The following is an 18,172-nucleotide window of genomic DNA, read 5'->3' as shown; positions in this document are numbered from 1 at the left end:
TCCGGCGATGATTTCCCTACGCTCGCACGCGATCTCACTGGCCGCGGTGTTCCTGGCACTGGCCATCGGGGTGATGCTCGGTTCCGGTCTGCTGTCCAACACGTTGTTGTCGGGGCTGCGTGACGACAAACACGAGTTGCAGAACCAGATCAACACGCTCACCGATGAGAAGAACGCACTGAACCAGAAGCTCAGTGCGGCAGGCGAGTTCGATGCCCAGATGTCGCCGCGCCTGGTGCGCGACGCGCTGGCGGGGAAGTCGGTCGTGGTGTTCCGCACCCCGGACGCCGTGGGTGACGACGTCGACGCCGCCGCGAAACTGGTTGCGGCAGCTGGTGGTTCGGTCACCGGCACCATCGCGTTGACGCAGCAGTTCGTGGACGCCAACGCCTCGGAGAAGCTGCTGTCGGTGGTGAACTCACCGATCGTGCCGGCCGGACGTCAGTTGAGCACCCGGACCATCGATCAGGGGTCGCAGGCCGGCGATCTGCTGGGTATCACCCTGCTGCGTGATCGCAACCCGGCGGTCCTGCCTGTCGACGACATGCAGCGCGACACCGTGCTGGCCACGCTGCGCGACACCGGTTTCATCACGTACGGCACGCAGCGCATCGGGGTCGCCGACACCGCGTTGGTCGTCACCGGCGGCGCCTTGGGCGACGACGCCGGTAACCGCGGGTCCACCGTGGCCCGGCTGGCCTCGGGTCTGGCGCCGCACGGCGCGGGCACTGTGGTGGCGGGCCGCGACGGCTGCGCGTCGGGCACGGCGGCGGTCGCCGTCGTGCGCTCGGACGCCGGGCTGTCCGGCGCGGTCGGCACCGTCGACGACGTCAACAGCCAGGCCGGCCGCATCACCGCCGTCCTGTCGTTGCAGCAACTCATCGCCGGCGGTCACCCGGCGCAGCTCGGCATCGGCCGCGGTGCCAGTTCGGTGACGGTCCTGCAGTAACGAGTCGTGGTGACCGTCACCGGCGCGTCAGTCCCAGCTCGGGCCGGTCGGTGATAGGGTGAAATTCCGTGGGTCGGCAGGCCCCAGGTAGCTCAACCGCTACGTTGCCCCATCACCACGGAGGTCGTTCTTGGCATCGCTACGCAGGCACCCACAGGCCGCGACGAAGCACATTTTTGTCAGCGGCGGGGTCGCTTCTTCGCTCGGTAAGGGTCTGACCGCCAGCAGCCTTGGCCAATTGCTCACCGCGCGTGGTTTGCACGTGACGATGCAGAAGCTGGACCCGTACCTCAACGTCGATCCCGGCACCATGAATCCGTTCCAGCACGGCGAGGTGTTCGTCACCGAGGACGGCGCCGAAACGGACCTGGACATCGGCCACTACGAGCGCTTCCTGGACCGCAACCTGTCGCGGTCGGCAAACGTCACCACCGGTCAGGTGTACTCGGAAGTCATCGCCAAGGAGCGCCGCGGCGACTACCTCGGCGACACCGTCCAGGTGATCCCGCACATCACCGACGAGATCAAGAGCCGCATCCTCGAGATGGCGCTGCCCGACGCCAAGGGCAAGCGGCCCGACGTGGTCATCACTGAAATCGGCGGCACCGTAGGCGATATCGAGTCGCAGCCGTTCCTCGAGGCGGCTCGCCAGGTCCGCCACGACGTCGGCCGGGAGAACGTCTTCTTCCTGCACGTGTCGCTGGTGCCGTACCTGGCGCCGTCGGGCGAGCTGAAGACCAAGCCCACGCAGCACTCGGTGGCTGCGCTGCGCAGTATCGGTATCACCCCGGACGCGCTGATCCTGCGCTGCGACCGCGATGTGCCGGAGCCGCTGAAGAACAAGATCGCGCTGATGTGTGACGTGGACATCGACGGCGTCATCTCGACGCCGGACGCCCCGTCCATCTACGACATCCCCAAGGTGCTCCACCGGGAGGAACTCGACGCCTACGTGGTGCGTCGGCTCAACCTGCCGTTCCGCGACGTGGACTGGTCCGAGTGGGACGACCTGCTGCGCCGGGTGCACGAGCCCAAGGAGACGGTGCGAATCGCCCTGGTGGGCAAGTACATCGACCTGTCCGACGCCTACCTGTCGGTGGCCGAGGCGCTGCGCGCCGGTGGGTTCGCCCACCACTCGAAGGTCGAGATCCGCTGGGTTGCCTCGGACGACTGTGAGACCGAACAGGGCGCGGCCGCCGCGCTCGGCGACGTGCACGGCGTGCTGATCCCCGGCGGCTTCGGCATCCGCGGTATCGAGGGCAAGCTCGGTGCGATCAGCTACGCCCGTCGTCAGCGGCTGCCGCTGCTGGGTCTGTGCCTCGGGCTGCAGTGCATCGTCATCGAGGCCGCGCGGTCCGTCGGCATCAGCGGGGCGAACTCTGCCGAGTTCGACGAGCACACGCCCGACCCGGTGATCGCCACGATGGCCGACCAGCTCGACGCGGTGGCCGGCGAGGCCGACCTCGGCGGCACCATGCGCCTCGGCGCGTATCCGGCCGTACTGCAGGCGGATTCGATCGTGGCCAAGGCGTACGACGCGACCGAGGTGTCCGAGCGGCACCGGCACCGCTATGAGGTCAACAACGCCTACCGCGACCGCATCTCCGAGAGCGGGCTGAAGTTCTCCGGCACCTCGCCGGACGGACAGCTGGTCGAGTTCGTCGAGTATGCCGCCGACCAGCACCCGTTCCTGGTCGGTACGCAGGCGCACCCGGAGCTGAAGAGCCGCCCGACGCGTCCGCATCCGCTGTTCGCGGCGTTCGTCGGGGCGGCGCTGGACTACAAGGCTGCCGAACGGCTGCCGCTGGAGGAGATCGACTCCGAGGTGCACGCCAACGGATCGCATGCGGAGGGTTCGGACGCGGATGCCGAGCAGCTGCAAGAATCCCGTGGCTGAACACGATTTCGCCACGCTCTCGAGCGAAACCGTCTATGTAGGAAAAATTTTCGCGTTGCGGGCCGACGAGGTCGCGATGCCCGGTGGTGGTTCGGCGCGCCGTGAGGTGGTCGAGCACTACGGGGCGGTCGCGATCGTCGCGCTCGACGAGGACGGGAACCTGGTACTGGTGTACCAGTACCGGCACCCGATCGGGCGGCGGCTGTGGGAGCTGCCCGCCGGGCTGCTGGACATGGGCGATGAGGCCCCGCACCTCACCGCCGCGCGCGAACTCGAAGAGGAAACCGGCCTGGCCGCCGCCCACTGGCAGCCGCTGATCGACGTCGACTCGACGCCGGGCTTCAGTGACGAGAGCGTGCGGATCTTCCTGGCCACCGGGCTGACCGAGATCGGGCGCCCGCACGCGCACGACGAAGAAGCCGACCTGGTGGTCGAGCGGGTGCCGCTGTCAGACGCCGTGCAGATGGTGTTCGACGGCGAGATCGTCAACGCCCTTGCGGTGGCCGGGATTCTGGCCGCGGCTCACCTGAAGGAAGTGCATCGGCCAACGCAGCTGCGCCCGCTCGACGCGCCGTGGATCGACCGTCCAACCGCGCTACGCACCCGGCGGGAAAACGGCTGATGACGCCGGCCCCGGCAGGTGTCCGTTCGCGGCTCGAGGAGCAGGTCCAGGGTTACCTGAACCACCTCAGCATCGAGCGGGGCGTCGCGGCCAACACGCTGAGCTCCTATCGGCGTGACATCCGGCGGTACACCGCCCATCTGGCGGGTCGCGGCATCGACGACCTCGGCGCCGTGACCGAGACCGACGTCAGCGAGTTCCTCGTCGCGCTCCGCCAGGGCGATCCGGACAACGGCGTCGTCGCGTTGTCCTCGGTGTCGGCCGCGCGGGCCGTCATCGCGGTGCGCGGGCTGCACAAGTTCGCCGCGGCCGAAGGCCTCGCGGACATTGATGTCGCCCGCGGCGTGAAGCCGCCGACGCCCGGCCGACGCCTGCCCAAGAGCCTCAGCTACGACGACGTCATCGCGCTCCTGGACGGCGCGGGCGGCGACAGCGACGCCGACAACCCGCTGACACTGCGCAACCGGGCGCTGCTGGAACTGCTGTATTCGACCGGCGCGCGGATCTCCGAGGCGGTCGGCCTCGACCGCGACGACGTCGACACCGAGTCCCGGTCGGTGATGCTGCACGGCAAGGGCGGCAAGCAGCGGCTCGTGCCGATCGGCCGGCCCGCTGTCACGGCACTGGATGCCTACCTGGTGCGGGGCCGTCCCGACCTGGCGCGCCGCGGCAAGGGGACACCCGCGATCTTCCTCAATGCGCGCGGCGGCCGGTTGTCCCGGCAGAGCGCGTGGCAGGTACTGCAGGACTCCGCCGAGCGGGCCGGCATCACGGCCGCGGTCTCGCCGCACACGCTGCGGCACTCGTTCGCCACGCACCTGCTCGAAGGCGGTGCCGACGTGCGCGTCGTGCAGGAATTGCTGGGCCACGCATCGGTCACCACGACGCAGATCTACACGCTGGTGACCGTCAGCGCGCTGCGCGAAGTGTGGGCCGGCGCGCACCCGCGCGCCAGATAAGGATGGCGGCCGGCCGGAGTTAGCATCCGGTGATGGCCTTCTACGACATCATCGAGACGACCGGCAAGGTGATCGACGCCGTCGGTGTCGCGGTGATCGTGGGCGGTGCCGTGATCGCCTTGGCCGCCACGGTCGGTCGGGTGCGCGGTACTGAGGGTGGTGCCTACGACGCCTTTCGGCGCCAACTCGGCCGCTCGATCCTGCTGGGCCTCGAATTCCTGGTCGCGGCCGACATCATCCGCACCGTCGCCGTCACGCCGACCGCGCAGAGCGTCGCGGTGCTGGCGGGCATCGTCGCGATCCGGACTTTCTTGAGCTTCTCACTGCAGGTCGAGATGACCGGTTCGTGGCCGTGGCAGCGCCCGGTCAAGCCGGTGGACGCCCGTCAGCCCAAGTAGTCGGACTCGAGCACCAGGTCGGGCAGCGTCTTCTGGTATTCGACGTGGGTCGGGTGTTCCCGCGTGTGCCAGTGCTCACCTTCTTGGTCGCGCATGTACGCGCGGTAGGCCGGGGCGCCGGGCACCTTCACGTTGTCCGCCACGACCACCGCGCCGGGCCGCAGCCAGCCGCGCGCCAGGACCGACTTCAGGTCGCCGAGGTAGGCGCTCTTGTCGTGGTCGATGAACATGAAGTCGAGGTTGCCCGGCCCGAACCCGTGGCTAGCGAGGCGGTCGAGCGTTTCGCCGTTGTCGCCGATGGTGCCGACCACGCAGGTGATGCGGTCGGCGACGCCGGCGTGGGTCCAGATGCGCCGCGCGATCTCGGCGTTGTCCGCCGACAGTTCGACGGTGAAGATGTGCGCGTCCGGCGCGGTGCGAGCCATCAGCAGCGCGCTGTAGCCGCAGTAGGTGCCCAGTTCGAGAACTCGCGACGGCTTGGCCCGGATGAGCGCGGACTCCAGGAGTCGGCCCTTTTCGTCGCCGACATTGACCAGCATCGACTGTTCGCGGGCGAAAGTGTCGATGGTCGCGAGGACGTGATCGACGTCGCCCCGGCGGGCGTTGGCTTCGACGTATGCCGCCGCGGCGGCTTCTCGGCCGTCTCCCCATTGGCCGGTCTGGACGAACTTGCGCATGCCGAGTGCCATGCGAACGAGGGACCACCGCTGCTTCCAGCTCATACCAGTGAGATTAGGACAGCGGGTCTGCCGTCGTCAGCGGCGTGGCACCGTTAAACTTGCCCGGATGTTCGCTATGGGAGTCACGCCGCTGATCGGCGACGCATGACCGATGTCCCCACAGGCTTGGGGGGCCTGAGCCCGGTGGAAGCCGATTCGTTCACGCTTGATGCCGCCGGTGCGGCTGCGTCCGCGGATCCTGAGCCGGTGCTGGGGCTGACCGGACGTCCGGCGCGATACATCCCGGAGCCCAAACCCAAGAGCGTGCACGGCCCGGCCAAGGTCATCGCGATGTGCAACCAGAAGGGCGGCGTCGGGAAGACCACGTCGACCATCAATCTGGGCGCCAGCCTGGCCGAATACGGCCGTCGGGTGCTGCTGGTGGACCTCGATCCGCAGGGTGCGCTGTCCGCCGGTCTCGGCGTCCCGCACTACGAGCTCGAGCACACCGTGCACAACCTGCTGATCGAGCCGCGGGTCTCGATCGACGACGTGCTGATCAACACGCGGGTCAAGGGACTGGACCTGGTGCCCAGCAACATCGACCTGTCCGCTGCCGAAATTCAGCTGGTCAACGAGGTCGGCCGCGAGCAGACGCTGTCGCGCGCGCTGTATCCCGTGCTGGACCGCTACGACTATGTGCTGATCGACTGCCAGCCGTCCCTCGGCTTGCTCACGGTGAACGGTCTGGCCTGTGCCGATGGCGTCATCATCCCGACCGAATGCGAGTTCTTCTCGCTGCGTGGCCTCGCGTTGCTGACCGACACCGTCGACAAGGTCCGTGACCGGCTGAACCCCAAGCTCGACATCAGCGGCATCCTGATCACCCGGTACGACAACCGCACCGTCAACGCGCGGGAGGTCATGGCCCGGGTCGTGGAACGCTTCGGCGATCTGGTGTTCGACACCGTCATCAGCCGCACCGTGCGCTTTCCCGAGACCAGCGTCGCCGGTGAACCGATCACCACCTGGGCCCCGAAATCCGGTGGTGCCCAGGCGTACCGGGCGTTGGCTGCTGAGGTCATCGACCGGTTCGGCGCGTGATTGCGGAGGCCGACGTCGCTGGCGGTGAAGTGGCCGGGGACGCGGCGCCGGCGGATCCGGCGTCCGACCAGCCGGATGAGAAGAAGGCCGGGTTCCAGGTCCGGCTGACCAACTTCGAGGGACCGTTCGACCTGTTGCTGCAGCTGATCTTCGCGCACCGGCTGGACGTCACCGAAGTGGCGCTGCACCGGGTGACCGATGAGTTCATCGCATACACCAAGGAGATCGGCAGCCAGCTCGAGCTGGATGAGACGACCGCGTTCCTGGTGGTCGCGGCCACTCTGCTGGATCTGAAGGCCGCGCGGCTGCTGCCCGCCGCAGAAGTCCACGACGAGGACGACCTGGCGCTGCTGGAAGTGCGCGACCTGCTGTTCGCCCGCCTGCTGCAGTACCGCGCGTTCAAGCACGTCGCGTTGATGTTCGCCGAGCTCGAAGCCGCCGCGATGCGCAGCTACCCGCGGGCCGTCACTCTGGAGGACCGGTTCACCGAGTTGCTGCCCGAGGTGATGCTGGGCGTCGACGCCGACCGGTTCGCGCAGATCGCGGCGGCCGCGTTCACGCCGCGTCCGGTGCCGTCGCTGCGCGTCGATCACCTGCACGTGCAGGCGGTGTCGGTGCCCGAACAGGCCATGAAGTTGATGGGTCTGCTGGAGAATCGTGGCGTCGGGGAATGGGCGTCGTTCACCGATCTGGTCGCCGATTGCGACGGCGGGATGGAGATCGTCGGTCGGTTCCTGGCGCTATTAGAGCTCTACCGTGCCAAGGCGGTAAACTTCGAGCAGATTGAACCGCTTGGAGTGCTGCAAGTTTCGTGGACCGGTGAGCGGCCGACGAACGAGCATCTGGCAGCGGCGGTGGAAGAAGACCAATGACAGACAACGACGCGGTGATTACCGCGGATAGCAGTGTGGGCGAGGCCGTCGACCCGGTTGCCGGTGTGACCGACGAAGCCGCCGGCACCGATGGTGACGAACTCGACACCGAGGCCGACGACGCCGCCGACGGCGACGAGATCAACACCGAGATCACCGATGACGAGCTGGGCTCGGCGCTGGAGGCGTTGCTCCTGGTCGTCGACACCCCCGCCCCGGTGGATTCCCTGGCGTCGGCACTGGACGAGACGATCGAGCGGGTCGAGGACAAGCTGCGCCGGATGGCCGCCGAGTTGGCCGAGCGCGGCAGCGGCATCGACCTGCGCGAGGCCGGTGGCGGCTGGCGGATGTACACCCGTGCCCGGTACGCGCCGTATGTCGAGCGGCTGATTCTCGACGGCGCCCGGTCGAAGCTGACCCGAGCAGCGTTGGAGACGCTCGCGGTGGTCGCCTACCGGCAGCCCGTGACGCGGGCGCGCGTGAGTGCGGTGCGTGGTGTCAACGTGGACGCGGTGATGCGGACGCTTGCGGCACGCGGCCTGATCATCGAAGCGGGCACCGATGCCGACAGTGGCGCAACGACTTTCGCCACGACGGAATTGTTCCTGGAGCGGTTGGGGTTGACCTCGCTGGCTGAGCTGCCGGAACTCGCCCCGCTGTTGCCGGATGTCGACGTCATCGACGACATCACTGAAACGCTCTCTGAGGAGCCGCGTTTCGCCAAACTTGGCGGAACCCCTGCGCCGGCGTCGGAGCCGGCCAAATTCGACGTAGATCGGGACTGAACATGGTGGCCAACGAAAACGAAGCCGAAGGCGTGCGCCTGCAGAAGGTGTTGTCGCAGGCGGGAATCGCCTCCCGCCGGGTCGCCGAGCGGATGATCATGGACGGCCGGGTGGAGGTCGACGGCCAGATCGTCACCGAACTCGGCACCCGCGTGCACCCGGATCGGCAGGTCGTCCGCGTGGACGGTTCCCGCGTGCTGGTCGACGAGGACCTGGTGTACCTGGCGTTGAACAAGCCAAAAGGTATGCACTCCACCATGTCTGACGATCAGGGCCGGCCCTGTATCGGCGACCTGGTCGAGCACCGGGTGCGCGGCAACAAGAAGCTCTTTCATGTGGGTCGGCTCGATGCCGACACCGAAGGCCTGATCCTGCTCACCAACGACGGCGAGCTGGCGCACCGGCTGATGCACCCGCGGTACGAGGTGTCCAAGACCTATCTGGCCACCGTGCAAGGGACCGTGCCCCGTGGGTTGAGCAAGAAGATGCGCGAGGGTGTGGAACTGGACGACGGCCCGGCCTATGTCGACGAGTTCGCGGTGGTCGACATGGCCGCCGGCAGGTCGTTGGTGAAGATCGTGCTGCACGAGGGCCGCAATCGCATTGTGCGCCGCCTGATGGCCGAGGTCGGTTTCCCCGTCAAGGAACTGGTGCGCACGCACATCGGCACGGTGGCGCTGGGGGACCAGCGCGTCAACAGCCTGCGGGCGCTGACGCGCAAGGAAGTCGGCGAGTTGTACCAGGCGGTGGGCCTGTGAACGCCCTCGTAATTGCCATCGATGGCCCGGCGGGTACCGGAAAATCTTCGGTGTCAACGGGTTTGGCGCACGCGCTGGGCGCCAACCACATCAACACCGGTGCGATGTACCGGATCGTCACGCTGGCGGTGCTGCGAGCGGGTATCGACCCTGCCGACGCCGACGCGGTCGTCTCGGTGTGTGAGAAGACCGACTTCTCCGTCAGCTTCGACCCGGACCACGACACGTCGTACCTTGCGGGCGAAGACGTTTCGGACGAGATCCGTGGCGACGCGGTAACCCTGGCGGTGTCGGCCGTATCGGCGATTCCGGCCGTGCGGACCCTGCTGGTGCAGCGGCAGCGTGAGCTGATCGCGGAGGCCGGTTCGGTTGTCGTCGAGGGTCGTGACATCGGCACCGTGGTGAAGCCCGACGCCGATCTGAAAATCTTCCTGACCGCCTCGGCCGAGGAGCGCGCCCGTCGGCGCAATGCGCAGAACGTCGCAAATGGCCTGGGCGACAACTATGAAGCGGTGCTGGCCGATGTGCAGCGCCGGGACAATCTGGACTCGACGCGCGCGGTGTCGCCGCTGCGGGCCGCTGATGATGCGGTCGTGGTCGATTCCAGCGATATGACCCAGGCTGGTGTGGTGGCACATCTGCTGGATCTCGTGCAGCAGAAGGTAGGTGTGCGTCAATGAGCGACGACGATGGTGTGTGGTTCGACGAAGGTGACTGGGAGGTCGGCTCGGAGGGATTCGAGGCCGAGCTCGAGGAGTACGCGGGACCGCCCCCGGTGGTGGCTGTCGTCGGGCGTCCCAATGTCGGCAAATCGACTCTGGTGAACCGGATTCTGGGCCGCCGTGAAGCGGTGGTCCAAGACATCCCCGGCGTGACCCGCGACCGCGTTTCGTACGACGCCCAGTGGGTCGGGCGCCGGTTCATGGTGCAGGACACCGGCGGGTGGGAACCCGATGCCAAGGGTCTGCAGATGCTGGTCGCCGAGCAGGCCACCGTTGCCATGCGCACCGCCGACGCGATCATCCTGGTGGTCGATGCGGTGGTCGGGGCGACCTCGGCCGACGAGGCCGCAGCCAAGCGCCTGCAGCGCTCCGGCAAGCCGGTTTTCCTGGCGGCCAACAAGGTTGACAACGAGAAGGTGGAATCCGACGCCGCCGCGCTGTGGTCACTGGGGTTGGGACAGCCGCATTCGATCAGTGCCATGCACGGCCGCGGCGTGGCAGATCTGCTCGACGCCGTGCTCGAAGTGCTGCCGACGGTGTCCGAGATGTCCGGCGGGACTGGCGGCCCGCGCCGCGTCGCGTTGGTCGGCAAGCCCAACGTCGGCAAGAGCTCGCTGCTGAACAAACTGACCGGCGACGAGCGGTCCGTCGTGCACGACGTCGCCGGCACCACAGTGGACCCGGTCGACTCGCTGATCGAATTGGACGGCAAGACTTGGCGTTTCGTCGACACCGCCGGTCTGCGCCGGAAGGTCGGCCAGGCCAGCGGGCACGAGTTCTACGCCTCGGTGCGCACGCACGGCGCGATCGACGCTGCCGAGGTCGCGGTCATGCTGGTCGATGCGTCCCAACCGCTGACCGAACAGGACCTGCGGGTGCTGTCGATGGTGATCGAGGCCGGGCGCGCGCTCGTCATCGCGTTCAACAAGTGGGACCTGGTCGACGAAGACCGGCGCTACCTGCTGGACAAGGAGATCGAGCGCGAGCTGGTGCAGGTGCAGTGGGCGCCGCGCGTGAACATCTCCGCGAAAACCGGTCGGGCCGTGCAGAAGTTGGTGCCGGCGCTGGAGACCTCGCTGGCGTCGTGGGATGCCCGCATCCCGACCGGACGGCTCAACACCTTCCTCAAGGAGATCGTGGCCGCCACGCCGCCGCCGGTGCGCGGTGGCAAGCAGCCACGCATCCTGTTCGCCACCCAGGCGGCCTCGCGCCCGCCGACCTTCGTGCTGTTCACCACGGGCTTCCTGGAGGCCGGCTACCGCCGATTCCTGGAGCGCCGACTGCGTGAAGAGTTCGGCTTCGAAGGCAGCCCGATCAAGATCAATGTGCGGGTGCGCGAGAAGCGCGGGACCAAGCGCTGATCGCCGCCGCGCCGCCGGACCCGTTTAGGGTCCGGCGGGAGGTCTGAGGTAGGCTTTCCAACCGTTGCCGGTTCGTCCGGTGGCGCCGCGGGCTGTGGCGCAGCTTGGTAGCGCACTTGACTGGGGGTCAAGTGGTCGCAGGTTCAAATCCTGTCAGCCCGACAGATGAAGTAGCAGGTCAGAGGCGGTTTCCGAGAGATCGGAAGCCGCCTTTTCCGTGTCGGGATGAGGCCAGGACCTTCATGTGCTTCCCGGGAACGGCGTCGTATGGCGGTGCCTACGCAAAGGCTGTGGGCGCGAACGCTATTGAGCGTTGCCGTAGATGCCGTTCAGCCAGATGTGGGTCAGGGTGTCGACGACGTCGTCGTGGGCGACGGCGCCGGGCTCGCCGGCCAGGGTGGCCATGATCATGCGCTCGTTCATGAGGTTCAGCGAGGTTGCGAGGTCTCGGGCGGGCAGCGTTTCCGGCGCGGCGCCGCGTGCGCGTTCGGCGGCGATCAGGGCGGCGGTGAGGTTGATCCACTTCTGCATGAGGCCGGCCCAGAATTCCCGGAATTCGGGGACTGTTCTGACGGCTTCGACGCCGGCTCGGGCGGTCGCGGGGTGCGAGCCGAACGAGCTGAAGAAGATCTCGATGCCGTGCCGGATGGCCTGTTTGGGGTCGGCCGGCATGTCTTCGAGTGCGCCGTCGAATCCGGTGTCGGCCCGCTTGATCAGTGGATCGAGCAGTGAGAGCAGTACCGCTTCCTTGGAGGGGAAGTAGAAGTAGAAGGTCGGCCGCGAGATGCCGGCGCCTTTTGCCAGGTCGTCGACCGAAATCTCGGCGAAGGTGCGCTGCTGCAGGAGGGTGGTCGCGGTGGCCAGGATGGCCGCTTCGCGGTCGTCACCGGATGGGCGGGCCGCGCGACGGCCGCGGGGTGCGCGGCTCGCGCTGGCGGTGGTCATACCGTCGATGGTAGCCGGAAACCACAGTTTTCGACAGACTGTTGACGTTGTCGACATGGTGTTGATACCGTCGGTACCATGATCGAACACTTCGATGTTGTCATCGTCGGCGCCGGGATCTCCGGCATCAGCACCGCCTGGCACCTGCAGGACCGCTGCCCCACCAAGAGCTATGTGATCCTGGAGCGCCGGGAGAACATCGGTGGCACCTGGGACCTGTTCAAGTACCCGGGCATCCGCTCGGATTCGGACATGTTCACCCTCGGTTTCCGGTTCAAGCCGTGGGAGTCGGCCAAGTCGATCGCCGACGGCCAGTCCATCTGGAACTACATCAACGAGGCTGCCGACGAGAACGGCATCCGCCAGCACATCCGCACCGGCCAGCAGGTCACCTCGGTGGACTGGTCGGATGCCGACAACCGCTGGACCATCAACATCGTCGCGGGTGGCGAAGACAAGCAGATCACCGCGTCGTTCCTGTCGGTGTGCAGCGGCTACTACAACTACGACGAGGGCTACTCGCCCGAGTTCCCCGGCGCGGCCGACTTCACGGGCCAGATCGTGCACCCGCAGCACTGGCCCGAGGATCTCGACTACACCGGCAAGAACGTCGTCGTCATCGGTTCCGGTGCCACGGCCGTCACGCTGATCCCGTCACTGGTGAACGGCGGCGTCGGGCACGTCACCATGCTGCAGCGCTCGCCCACCTACATCGGCGCGCTGCCGCTGGAGGACCCGGTCGCCAAGCAGACCAACAAGTACCTGCCAAAGCACCTGGCGCACTTCGCAAACCGCTGGAAGCAGATCGGCTACAGCACCGCGCAGTACCAGCTGGCCCGTAAGTTCCCCGCGGTGTTCAAGAAGGCGCTGCGCCAGATGGCGACCCGCAGGCTGCCCGAAGGCTTCGACTACGACAAGCACTTCAGCCCGCGCTACAACCCGTGGGACGAGCGAGTGTGCTTGGCGCCCAACGGAGATCTGTTCAAGGCCATCCGCTCGGGCAAGGCGGGCGTGGTCACCGACACCATCGAGACCTTCACCGAGAACGGCATCAAGCTGAGCTCCGGTGAAGAGCTGCAGGCCGACATCATCGTCACCGCAACAGGTTTGAACATGCAGCTGTTCGGCGGCGCGGTCGCGTACCGCAACGGCGAGCCGATCGACCTGCCCAAGTCGATGACCTACAAGGGCCTGATGCTCTCGGGCGTGCCGAACATGGCGATCACCTTCGGGTACACCAACGCGTCCTGGACGCTCAAGGCCGATCTGGTGTCCGAGTTCATCTGCCGCGTGCTGAACTACATGGACGCCAACGGATTTGACCGCGTCGAGCCGCAGCACCCCGGTGACCGAGTCGACGAGCTGCCGTTCATGGACTTCACTCCCGGCTACTTCAAGCGGGCCATGGACAGCCTGCCGAAGTCGGGCTCGGAAGCGCCGTGGAAGCTCAAGCAGAACTACTTCTTCGACATGCGGACCATCCGGTACGGCAAGGTCGACGAGCAGGCCCTGCAGTTCACCAAGCACCGGGTTGCCGTGAACGCCTAGTTCTCCGCCGAACACATACGGAACTGCCCCTTTCGACACAGAAAGGGGCAGTTCTGTGTCTGGTCAGCCAGGTGCTCCATCGCAGGCGGCACGCGCGCGATTCATTCTTTCGGACTGTCCCTGGGGCGCTCGGGGAGTCCGGCCGCCCACAATGCGGCCGCGACGAGCAACGGCTGACCGAACAACCGAAGTAGGCGTTTGGCGTCGGTGTCGAGACCGAATGCACTGGTGCCCTGGACGTACTGCGCGATGTTGCCTGGGAATATCGCGACGAAGAATGCGGCAAGCGCAAGCCCGACGATCCGCCGCTTGCGGGGGAGACTCAACAGCGCAAGGCCGAGTGCGATCTCGACGACGCCGGAACCGAGTACCGTGAGATCGGCGTCGAGGGGGAACCAATTGGGCACCTGCGCTTGAAAATCTTTGCGCGCGAAGGTCAGGTGTGCAATCCCCGCCAACGTCATCACACCGCCGAGTGCGACCCGGGTGACCCGCTGCGACGTGCGTTCGGATGACGGGCTGGTGAGCGTAAACATGCAAAACTCCCTGGGTGTCAGCTTCTCAGACACGCGCTGCGATTCAGTCGGCGCCGGCCGTCGCCGGCTGCGGCGATTCGTCTGATTTTATTGCGCGCAGCCGGATGATCTCTGCGTTGAATTGTTCAAATGCCTCCATGTTGATGCCATGGCCGATGCCGGGCAACGCGATGACGGAGTCGAGATAGCCCGGTTCACGCAGTTGTGCGACGACTCGATCTGCAACCGGTGGCGGTACCAGTGAGTCGCTCGTCCCGTACAGGAAGGTGGTGGGGACGGTGAGGGCAGGTACGCCCGCGGACACATCGGTCGTCCGAAGCGCGCGCGCCCATCCGACACGTGAACGCGTCGGACACTGATAGACAATGTGCTGGACCAGCGAAACCAGGTCCGACGAGGCCGATTCGGAAAGTGCCGCTTGCCGGAATGCCCTGCGACTCAACCGCTTCGGCGGATTTGGCAGCGGCATCATTGACACCTTGGTCATCGCGCGCTGGAGCCAGCTCTGCTCGGCTACCGCAGTAGCGTGTTCGCGCGCGACGTTCGCACCGGTTGATGCGAGCAACACCGCGTTCGTGTAGTTGCGCACCTGGTCCGGATACTTCTCCGCCCAGGCCATGATCGTGATGCCGCCCATGCTGTGCCCGACCAGGGTGGCGGGTCGGGATACGGTCTCGGCCAGCACCGCCGCGAGGTCGTCGGCAAGGTGTCCTGCAGCGAACGGCGGACCACCGGCCTCGCTGCGGCCATGGCCGCGCTGGTCGTAGGCGATGACCCGACAGTCCGCTGACAGCCGGTTGATTTGCGCGTACCAGACCTCGATCGAGCACGACCAACCGTGGATGAGCACGATCGGTGGTGCGTCAGAGGGACCGTACTCCCGCACGTGCAGGCGGGTGCCGTCCAGCGTTTTGACGGTCCGCGCAGAATACTGTGCAGGCGCAACGAACGGGCCGAACGCGTAGCTTTCCGGCGCTCTCCCGCGTCGTCCGCGCGACGCGCGGTGCGCGCATGCCCACCCGCTCGCTGCAAGTGCCGGTGTTGCTACGGTCAACACACGAAATAATGTGTGGGACAACGTATCCTCCTCGTTCAGCTTCGGTATGCGGCCACGACGGCACGGAGTTCCGACGGTGACGCTCCGTGCATGATGACGCGATCGGCGCCGAGTGCGAACTGGCCTTTGACTGCATCGGCGCATTGTTGTGGGCTTCCGGTCGCCGAGGGTGCCAGCCACTCTGGCGGGATCATCCCGGCTATGTGCTCGATCTGATCGGAAGTCGCGACAGTGTCGATCGGACCGTTCATGCCCGCGACCACCGAGTCGGCGCGGAAACGGTCCAGTACGGCGATATCCCAGTGGTTGGTGTTGACGAGCAGATCGCCGTACGCCTGCAGATAGGTTGCCAGTCGGCCGACAGTCTTGCGTAGGCGCTGCTCTTCGGGAATATCGTCGCTGATGGTGGCGAAGCACGACCACACTCTGACCGAATCCGGTTCGCGCCCAGCCTGTTCCGCGGCGGTCTTGACCGTCTCGACGCACCGCTTCAGGGTGTCGTCGGCGAAATAGGTATGCAGGATGACGTCGTCGAAGAGCCGCCCACCGAGCCGCAGCGAGCGCGGCCCGAACGCGACGAAAGCCATCGGGATGTCCTCGTCGAACGTCGGGTCGAGCCTTAGGAGTGGGAACCGCCCGACTGGGCCGTCGTGGCCCACCACGGTTTCGCCTTTCCACAGCCTGCGCATCAAGCCGACGAAATCCTCGAGCTGTGCGGTGGTGATGTGGGGGAGCCCGAGAGCGTCGAAGAACCAGTCAGCCCCGCGTCCGATCCCCAGCGTGAACCGCCCATCCGTCAACCGGTGCATCGTGGTTGCGTACGCGGCCGTGACGAGTGGGTGGCGGGTGTTGTGATTGGTTGCGCCCGTGATGATCCGAAGGTTTTCCGATACCGCGGCCGCGGCGCCGGACAGGGTCACCGCTTCTTTGAGGTTCAGCCGCTCCGAGATGAATGTTGCGCCGAATCCAATGTCCTCGGCGTCACGGATCTCATCGAGCAGCGCGCGGGGGTTCGGGGCATGCCCAGCCAGCAAGTAGAAACCGAGCTCCTCGTTTTGCGTCATGCCGTCACCGACGCCGCATCGAGGTCCAACGCGTGCTTGGCATGGCGGTCCGCCATCGCCATGAACATGTGGTCGCCGCGCTCGGTGCGCCGCGCCTGCATGGAGGCGAAGATGGCCACCGACAACCCCGCCCAGGTGTGGCGCCGGTAGTCCGTCCAGCAGCGATCCCAGCTGTAGTCGGCAATGCCCGCGGCTACCAGCTTGTCGAAATAGTCACGCACCAGCCGTTCCTCGTGGGCGCGGCGGTCGTCGGGCAACAGACCCCCGCCGATGAAGTATGCGACGTCGAGCATGGCGTTGCCGACCGTGCAGGTCTGCCAGTCGAGCACGGTGATGTCGTGTGTTCCGTCGGGCGTCGGTGCGATCAGCAAGTTATCGAGGCGATAGTCGCCGTGCACCACGGTCCACGGCTGATCGTCGGCACGAACGTAGCCATTGAGCCCGGCTATGAACTGCTCCCCGGCGCGCACGGTGTCATCGCTGAGCCGGTCGGCGTAGCGCTCTTTGAATCCGGCCCACATCGTCGGCATCACGTCGACGCGCAACCGGCGCTCGCGCTCCTTGTCTCCATACAGCCACGGCCGCTCCGCCAGCGACGCGTCGCACCACAATGGCGCGTGCAGCCCGACGAGTTCATCGACGGCTGCGGCAGCGAGCGGCACTGAGCACCCGGCGATCTGATCACCCTGGTCCGCATGCGCCACGTCCTCCATGAGGAGCACGAAAATGTATGCGTCGGTGTCGATGTCGGCATAGTAGACCTCAGGCGTTCGCACTGAGAGCAACGGCTGCAGCTCCTGGTAGAAGGACACCTCACGCTCGTAGGCGAGGTGGCGCTTCAACGCCGCACGCATGGCGACGTCCGTCTCACCGGTCTTGGCCACTATGGTCAGGGGCGCATCGGTCGGGCGGTCATAGGTGAGCGTCAGCCGCGTGGAGATCGCAATCTGACCGGTACCGATCGCGACCGCTTCAACGTCCGTCACGCGGGCGCCGCCTAGGCGTCCCGTAGATTCCAGCGCGGCGGTAAGCCAGTCTGCGGTGAGTTCGTCGACCGTCTCTACGATGCGAGGTTTCCCGTTCGTGGCCATGCGACTCCTAAGCAGTCCCGTGTCTTGAATGATCAATCAGAAAGTCTGTGCTGGCGAGCTCTCAGTGTCCGAACACGCCGAACCAGAGCGAACGTCCGAGGGTGCGGGTGATCGCCTCATCGACGTCGCGATCTCCGTGCTGCAAATGGTCGACCAGTGAAGTGAATGTGGTGCGAATCATGAAGCGGGCCAAGTGAATTGGCTGTAGTTCTGAAGTGGCCAAGTTCTGGTCCTGCAGCACGATAATGCGTTGTGCCACCATTGCTGCGTGGCCTTCCATGGCTCCGCGCAAGGCTTCATCGACGTCTGGGTCCGCGGCTGCGGCATCGAAATATGCTTGCCACAGTTCGGTATTCGCGCGTCCGATAGTCAGCATGTGGGCAACTGTCGCGGCCAGGCCATGCCAAGATGAAGCTGGCATGCCGTGCCACCAGTCTGTTGACGCTTGTGCCGCCTCGCCAATGCTCGGCTCGGCGAGGCGCAGAACCAGCGCGGCCTTGTCGGCGAAGAACTTATAGAAGCTCGCCCGCGACACGCCTGCCAACTCAAGGACCATCTCGACCGTCAGATCGGAGAACCTTGTGCCGCCGACAAGTACGGCGGCTGCGGCTTCGAGAATGCGGTGTTCGGTGGTAGTCCGACGCCGCGCGATGGTTGAGGGGCGGTCGAAGACTATGTATCCGGCGGACATTCGCTAAACATACAGTTTATTCAATTAACGGGGAAGCGATTGGGTGAATATTTTCCGCTTCCACTCTCGATGTCTGTTGACTACGCTGAGTGTGCGCTCAGTTATCTAGAGGAGGACCCACGGTTGCTCTGGATTCTGCAGTGCCGCCGGAGCG

At 66.2% G+C, this 18,172-nt stretch carries 19 protein-coding genes and 1 tRNA gene; 13 read left to right on the top strand and 7 right to left on the bottom strand.

Annotated elements, in window-relative coordinates:
- Positions 1-7: 7 nt before the first annotated feature.
- The 5 genes from ACWW1C_RS15955 (at position 8) to ACWW1C_RS15935 (ending at position 4,825) form a co-directional block, all read left to right on the top strand.
- Positions 8-949, top strand: coding sequence for a copper transporter (locus ACWW1C_RS15955; RefSeq protein ID WP_455979297.1), 942 nt, complete (start codon positions 8-10; stop codon positions 947-949).
- Between the two features lie 130 nt (positions 950-1,079).
- Positions 1,080-2,846, top strand: a complete 1,767-nt coding sequence (locus ACWW1C_RS15950) for a CTP synthase (protein ID WP_455979296.1) — start codon at positions 1,080-1,082, stop codon at positions 2,844-2,846.
- The gene (locus tag ACWW1C_RS15945; RefSeq protein ID WP_455979295.1) at positions 2,839-3,468 is read left to right on the top strand and encodes an NUDIX domain-containing protein; all 630 of its coding nucleotides are present in this window, start codon (positions 2,839-2,841) and stop codon (positions 3,466-3,468) included. Before ACWW1C_RS15950 ends, ACWW1C_RS15945 begins: the two co-directional genes overlap by 8 nt.
- Complete coding sequence (xerD, locus tag ACWW1C_RS15940; RefSeq protein WP_455979294.1) at positions 3,468-4,427, top strand: site-specific tyrosine recombinase XerD; 960 nt, start codon at positions 3,468-3,470, stop codon at positions 4,425-4,427. Before ACWW1C_RS15945 ends, xerD begins: the two co-directional genes overlap by 1 nt.
- Before the next feature lie 32 nt (positions 4,428-4,459).
- Positions 4,460-4,825 carry a DUF1622 domain-containing protein gene (locus ACWW1C_RS15935; RefSeq protein WP_455979293.1) on the top strand — a complete coding sequence of 122 codons (366 nt, stop codon included), beginning with the start codon at positions 4,460-4,462 and terminating at the stop codon, positions 4,823-4,825.
- Here ACWW1C_RS15935 and ACWW1C_RS15930 read toward each other — a convergent pair.
- On the bottom strand, positions 4,813-5,547 hold the full coding sequence (locus tag ACWW1C_RS15930) for an O-methyltransferase (RefSeq protein ID WP_455979292.1): 735 nt from the start codon (positions 5,545-5,547) through the stop codon (positions 4,813-4,815). The two genes, ACWW1C_RS15935 and ACWW1C_RS15930, sit on opposite strands and share 13 nt — an antisense overlap.
- 102 nt (positions 5,548-5,649) lie before the next feature.
- On the opposite strand from ACWW1C_RS15930, the gene ACWW1C_RS15925 reads away from it, so the two are divergent.
- From ACWW1C_RS15925 to ACWW1C_RS15895, 7 genes are all read left to right on the top strand, one after another.
- Positions 5,650-6,588 (top strand): ParA family protein, encoded by a 939-nt coding sequence (locus ACWW1C_RS15925; protein WP_455979291.1) that lies wholly within the window; start codon positions 5,650-5,652, stop codon positions 6,586-6,588.
- A 29-nt stretch (positions 6,589-6,617) separates the two neighbouring features.
- Positions 6,618-7,460, top strand: a complete 843-nt coding sequence (locus tag ACWW1C_RS15920) for a segregation/condensation protein A (protein WP_455984304.1) — start codon at positions 6,618-6,620, stop codon at positions 7,458-7,460.
- Positions 7,457-8,245: an SMC-Scp complex subunit ScpB gene (scpB, locus tag ACWW1C_RS15915; RefSeq protein WP_455979290.1), complete on the top strand. Its 789-nt coding sequence runs from the start codon at positions 7,457-7,459 to the stop codon at positions 8,243-8,245. The genes ACWW1C_RS15920 and scpB overlap by 4 nt, the downstream gene beginning before the upstream one ends.
- Before the next feature lie 2 nt (positions 8,246-8,247).
- Positions 8,248-9,003, top strand: a complete 756-nt coding sequence (locus ACWW1C_RS15910; RefSeq protein ID WP_455979289.1) for a pseudouridine synthase — start codon at positions 8,248-8,250, stop codon at positions 9,001-9,003.
- The gene (gene cmk / locus ACWW1C_RS15905; protein ID WP_455979288.1) at positions 9,000-9,683 is read left to right on the top strand and encodes a (d)CMP kinase; all 684 of its coding nucleotides are present in this window, start codon (positions 9,000-9,002) and stop codon (positions 9,681-9,683) included. The genes ACWW1C_RS15910 and cmk overlap by 4 nt, the downstream gene beginning before the upstream one ends.
- On the top strand, positions 9,680-11,086 hold the full coding sequence (der, locus tag ACWW1C_RS15900) for a ribosome biogenesis GTPase Der (RefSeq protein ID WP_455979287.1): 1,407 nt from the start codon (positions 9,680-9,682) through the stop codon (positions 11,084-11,086). Before cmk ends, der begins: the two co-directional genes overlap by 4 nt.
- 88 nt (positions 11,087-11,174) lie before the next feature.
- A tRNA-Pro gene (locus ACWW1C_RS15895) sits at positions 11,175-11,248 on the top strand.
- A gap of 141 nt (positions 11,249-11,389) precedes the next feature.
- Here ACWW1C_RS15895 and ACWW1C_RS15890 read toward each other — a convergent pair.
- Positions 11,390-12,031 carry a TetR/AcrR family transcriptional regulator gene (locus ACWW1C_RS15890; protein ID WP_455979286.1) on the bottom strand — a complete coding sequence of 214 codons (642 nt, stop codon included), beginning with the start codon at positions 12,029-12,031 and terminating at the stop codon, positions 11,390-11,392.
- Positions 12,032-12,109: 78 nt separating this feature from the next.
- Between ACWW1C_RS15890 and ACWW1C_RS15885 the strand changes: the two genes are divergently transcribed.
- A complete protein-coding gene (locus ACWW1C_RS15885) occupies positions 12,110-13,579 on the top strand; it encodes a flavin-containing monooxygenase (protein ID WP_455979285.1) in 1,470 nt (489 codons plus the stop codon).
- 101 nt (positions 13,580-13,680) lie between these two features.
- On the opposite strand, the gene ACWW1C_RS15880 is transcribed toward ACWW1C_RS15885, so the two are convergent.
- The 5 genes from ACWW1C_RS15880 to ACWW1C_RS15860 all read right to left on the bottom strand — a co-directional run bounded on the left by ACWW1C_RS15880 (position 13,681) and on the right by ACWW1C_RS15860 (position 18,018).
- A complete protein-coding gene (locus ACWW1C_RS15880; RefSeq protein WP_455979284.1) occupies positions 13,681-14,115 on the bottom strand; it encodes a DoxX family protein in 435 nt (144 codons plus the stop codon).
- A 43-nt stretch (positions 14,116-14,158) separates the two neighbouring features.
- A complete protein-coding gene (locus tag ACWW1C_RS15875) occupies positions 14,159-15,316 on the bottom strand; it encodes an alpha/beta fold hydrolase (protein ID WP_455984303.1) in 1,158 nt (385 codons plus the stop codon).
- Entirely contained in the window at positions 15,208-16,236 is a 1,029-nt protein-coding gene (locus ACWW1C_RS15870) for a TIGR03857 family LLM class F420-dependent oxidoreductase (RefSeq protein WP_455979283.1), read from the bottom strand. The genes ACWW1C_RS15875 and ACWW1C_RS15870 overlap by 109 nt, the downstream gene beginning before the upstream one ends.
- The gene (locus tag ACWW1C_RS15865) at positions 16,233-17,222 is read right to left on the bottom strand and encodes a phosphotransferase family protein (protein WP_455979282.1); all 990 of its coding nucleotides are present in this window, start codon (positions 17,220-17,222) and stop codon (positions 16,233-16,235) included. The genes ACWW1C_RS15870 and ACWW1C_RS15865 overlap by 4 nt, the downstream gene beginning before the upstream one ends.
- A 166-nt stretch (positions 17,223-17,388) precedes the next feature.
- Positions 17,389-18,018, bottom strand: a complete 630-nt coding sequence (locus ACWW1C_RS15860) for a TetR/AcrR family transcriptional regulator (protein WP_455979281.1) — start codon at positions 18,016-18,018, stop codon at positions 17,389-17,391.
- Between the last annotated feature and the right edge of the window lie 154 nt (positions 18,019-18,172).

Source organism: Mycobacterium sp. HM-7, from assembly GCF_053852335.1.
This window is presented reverse-complemented; position numbering and strand designations above follow the sequence as displayed.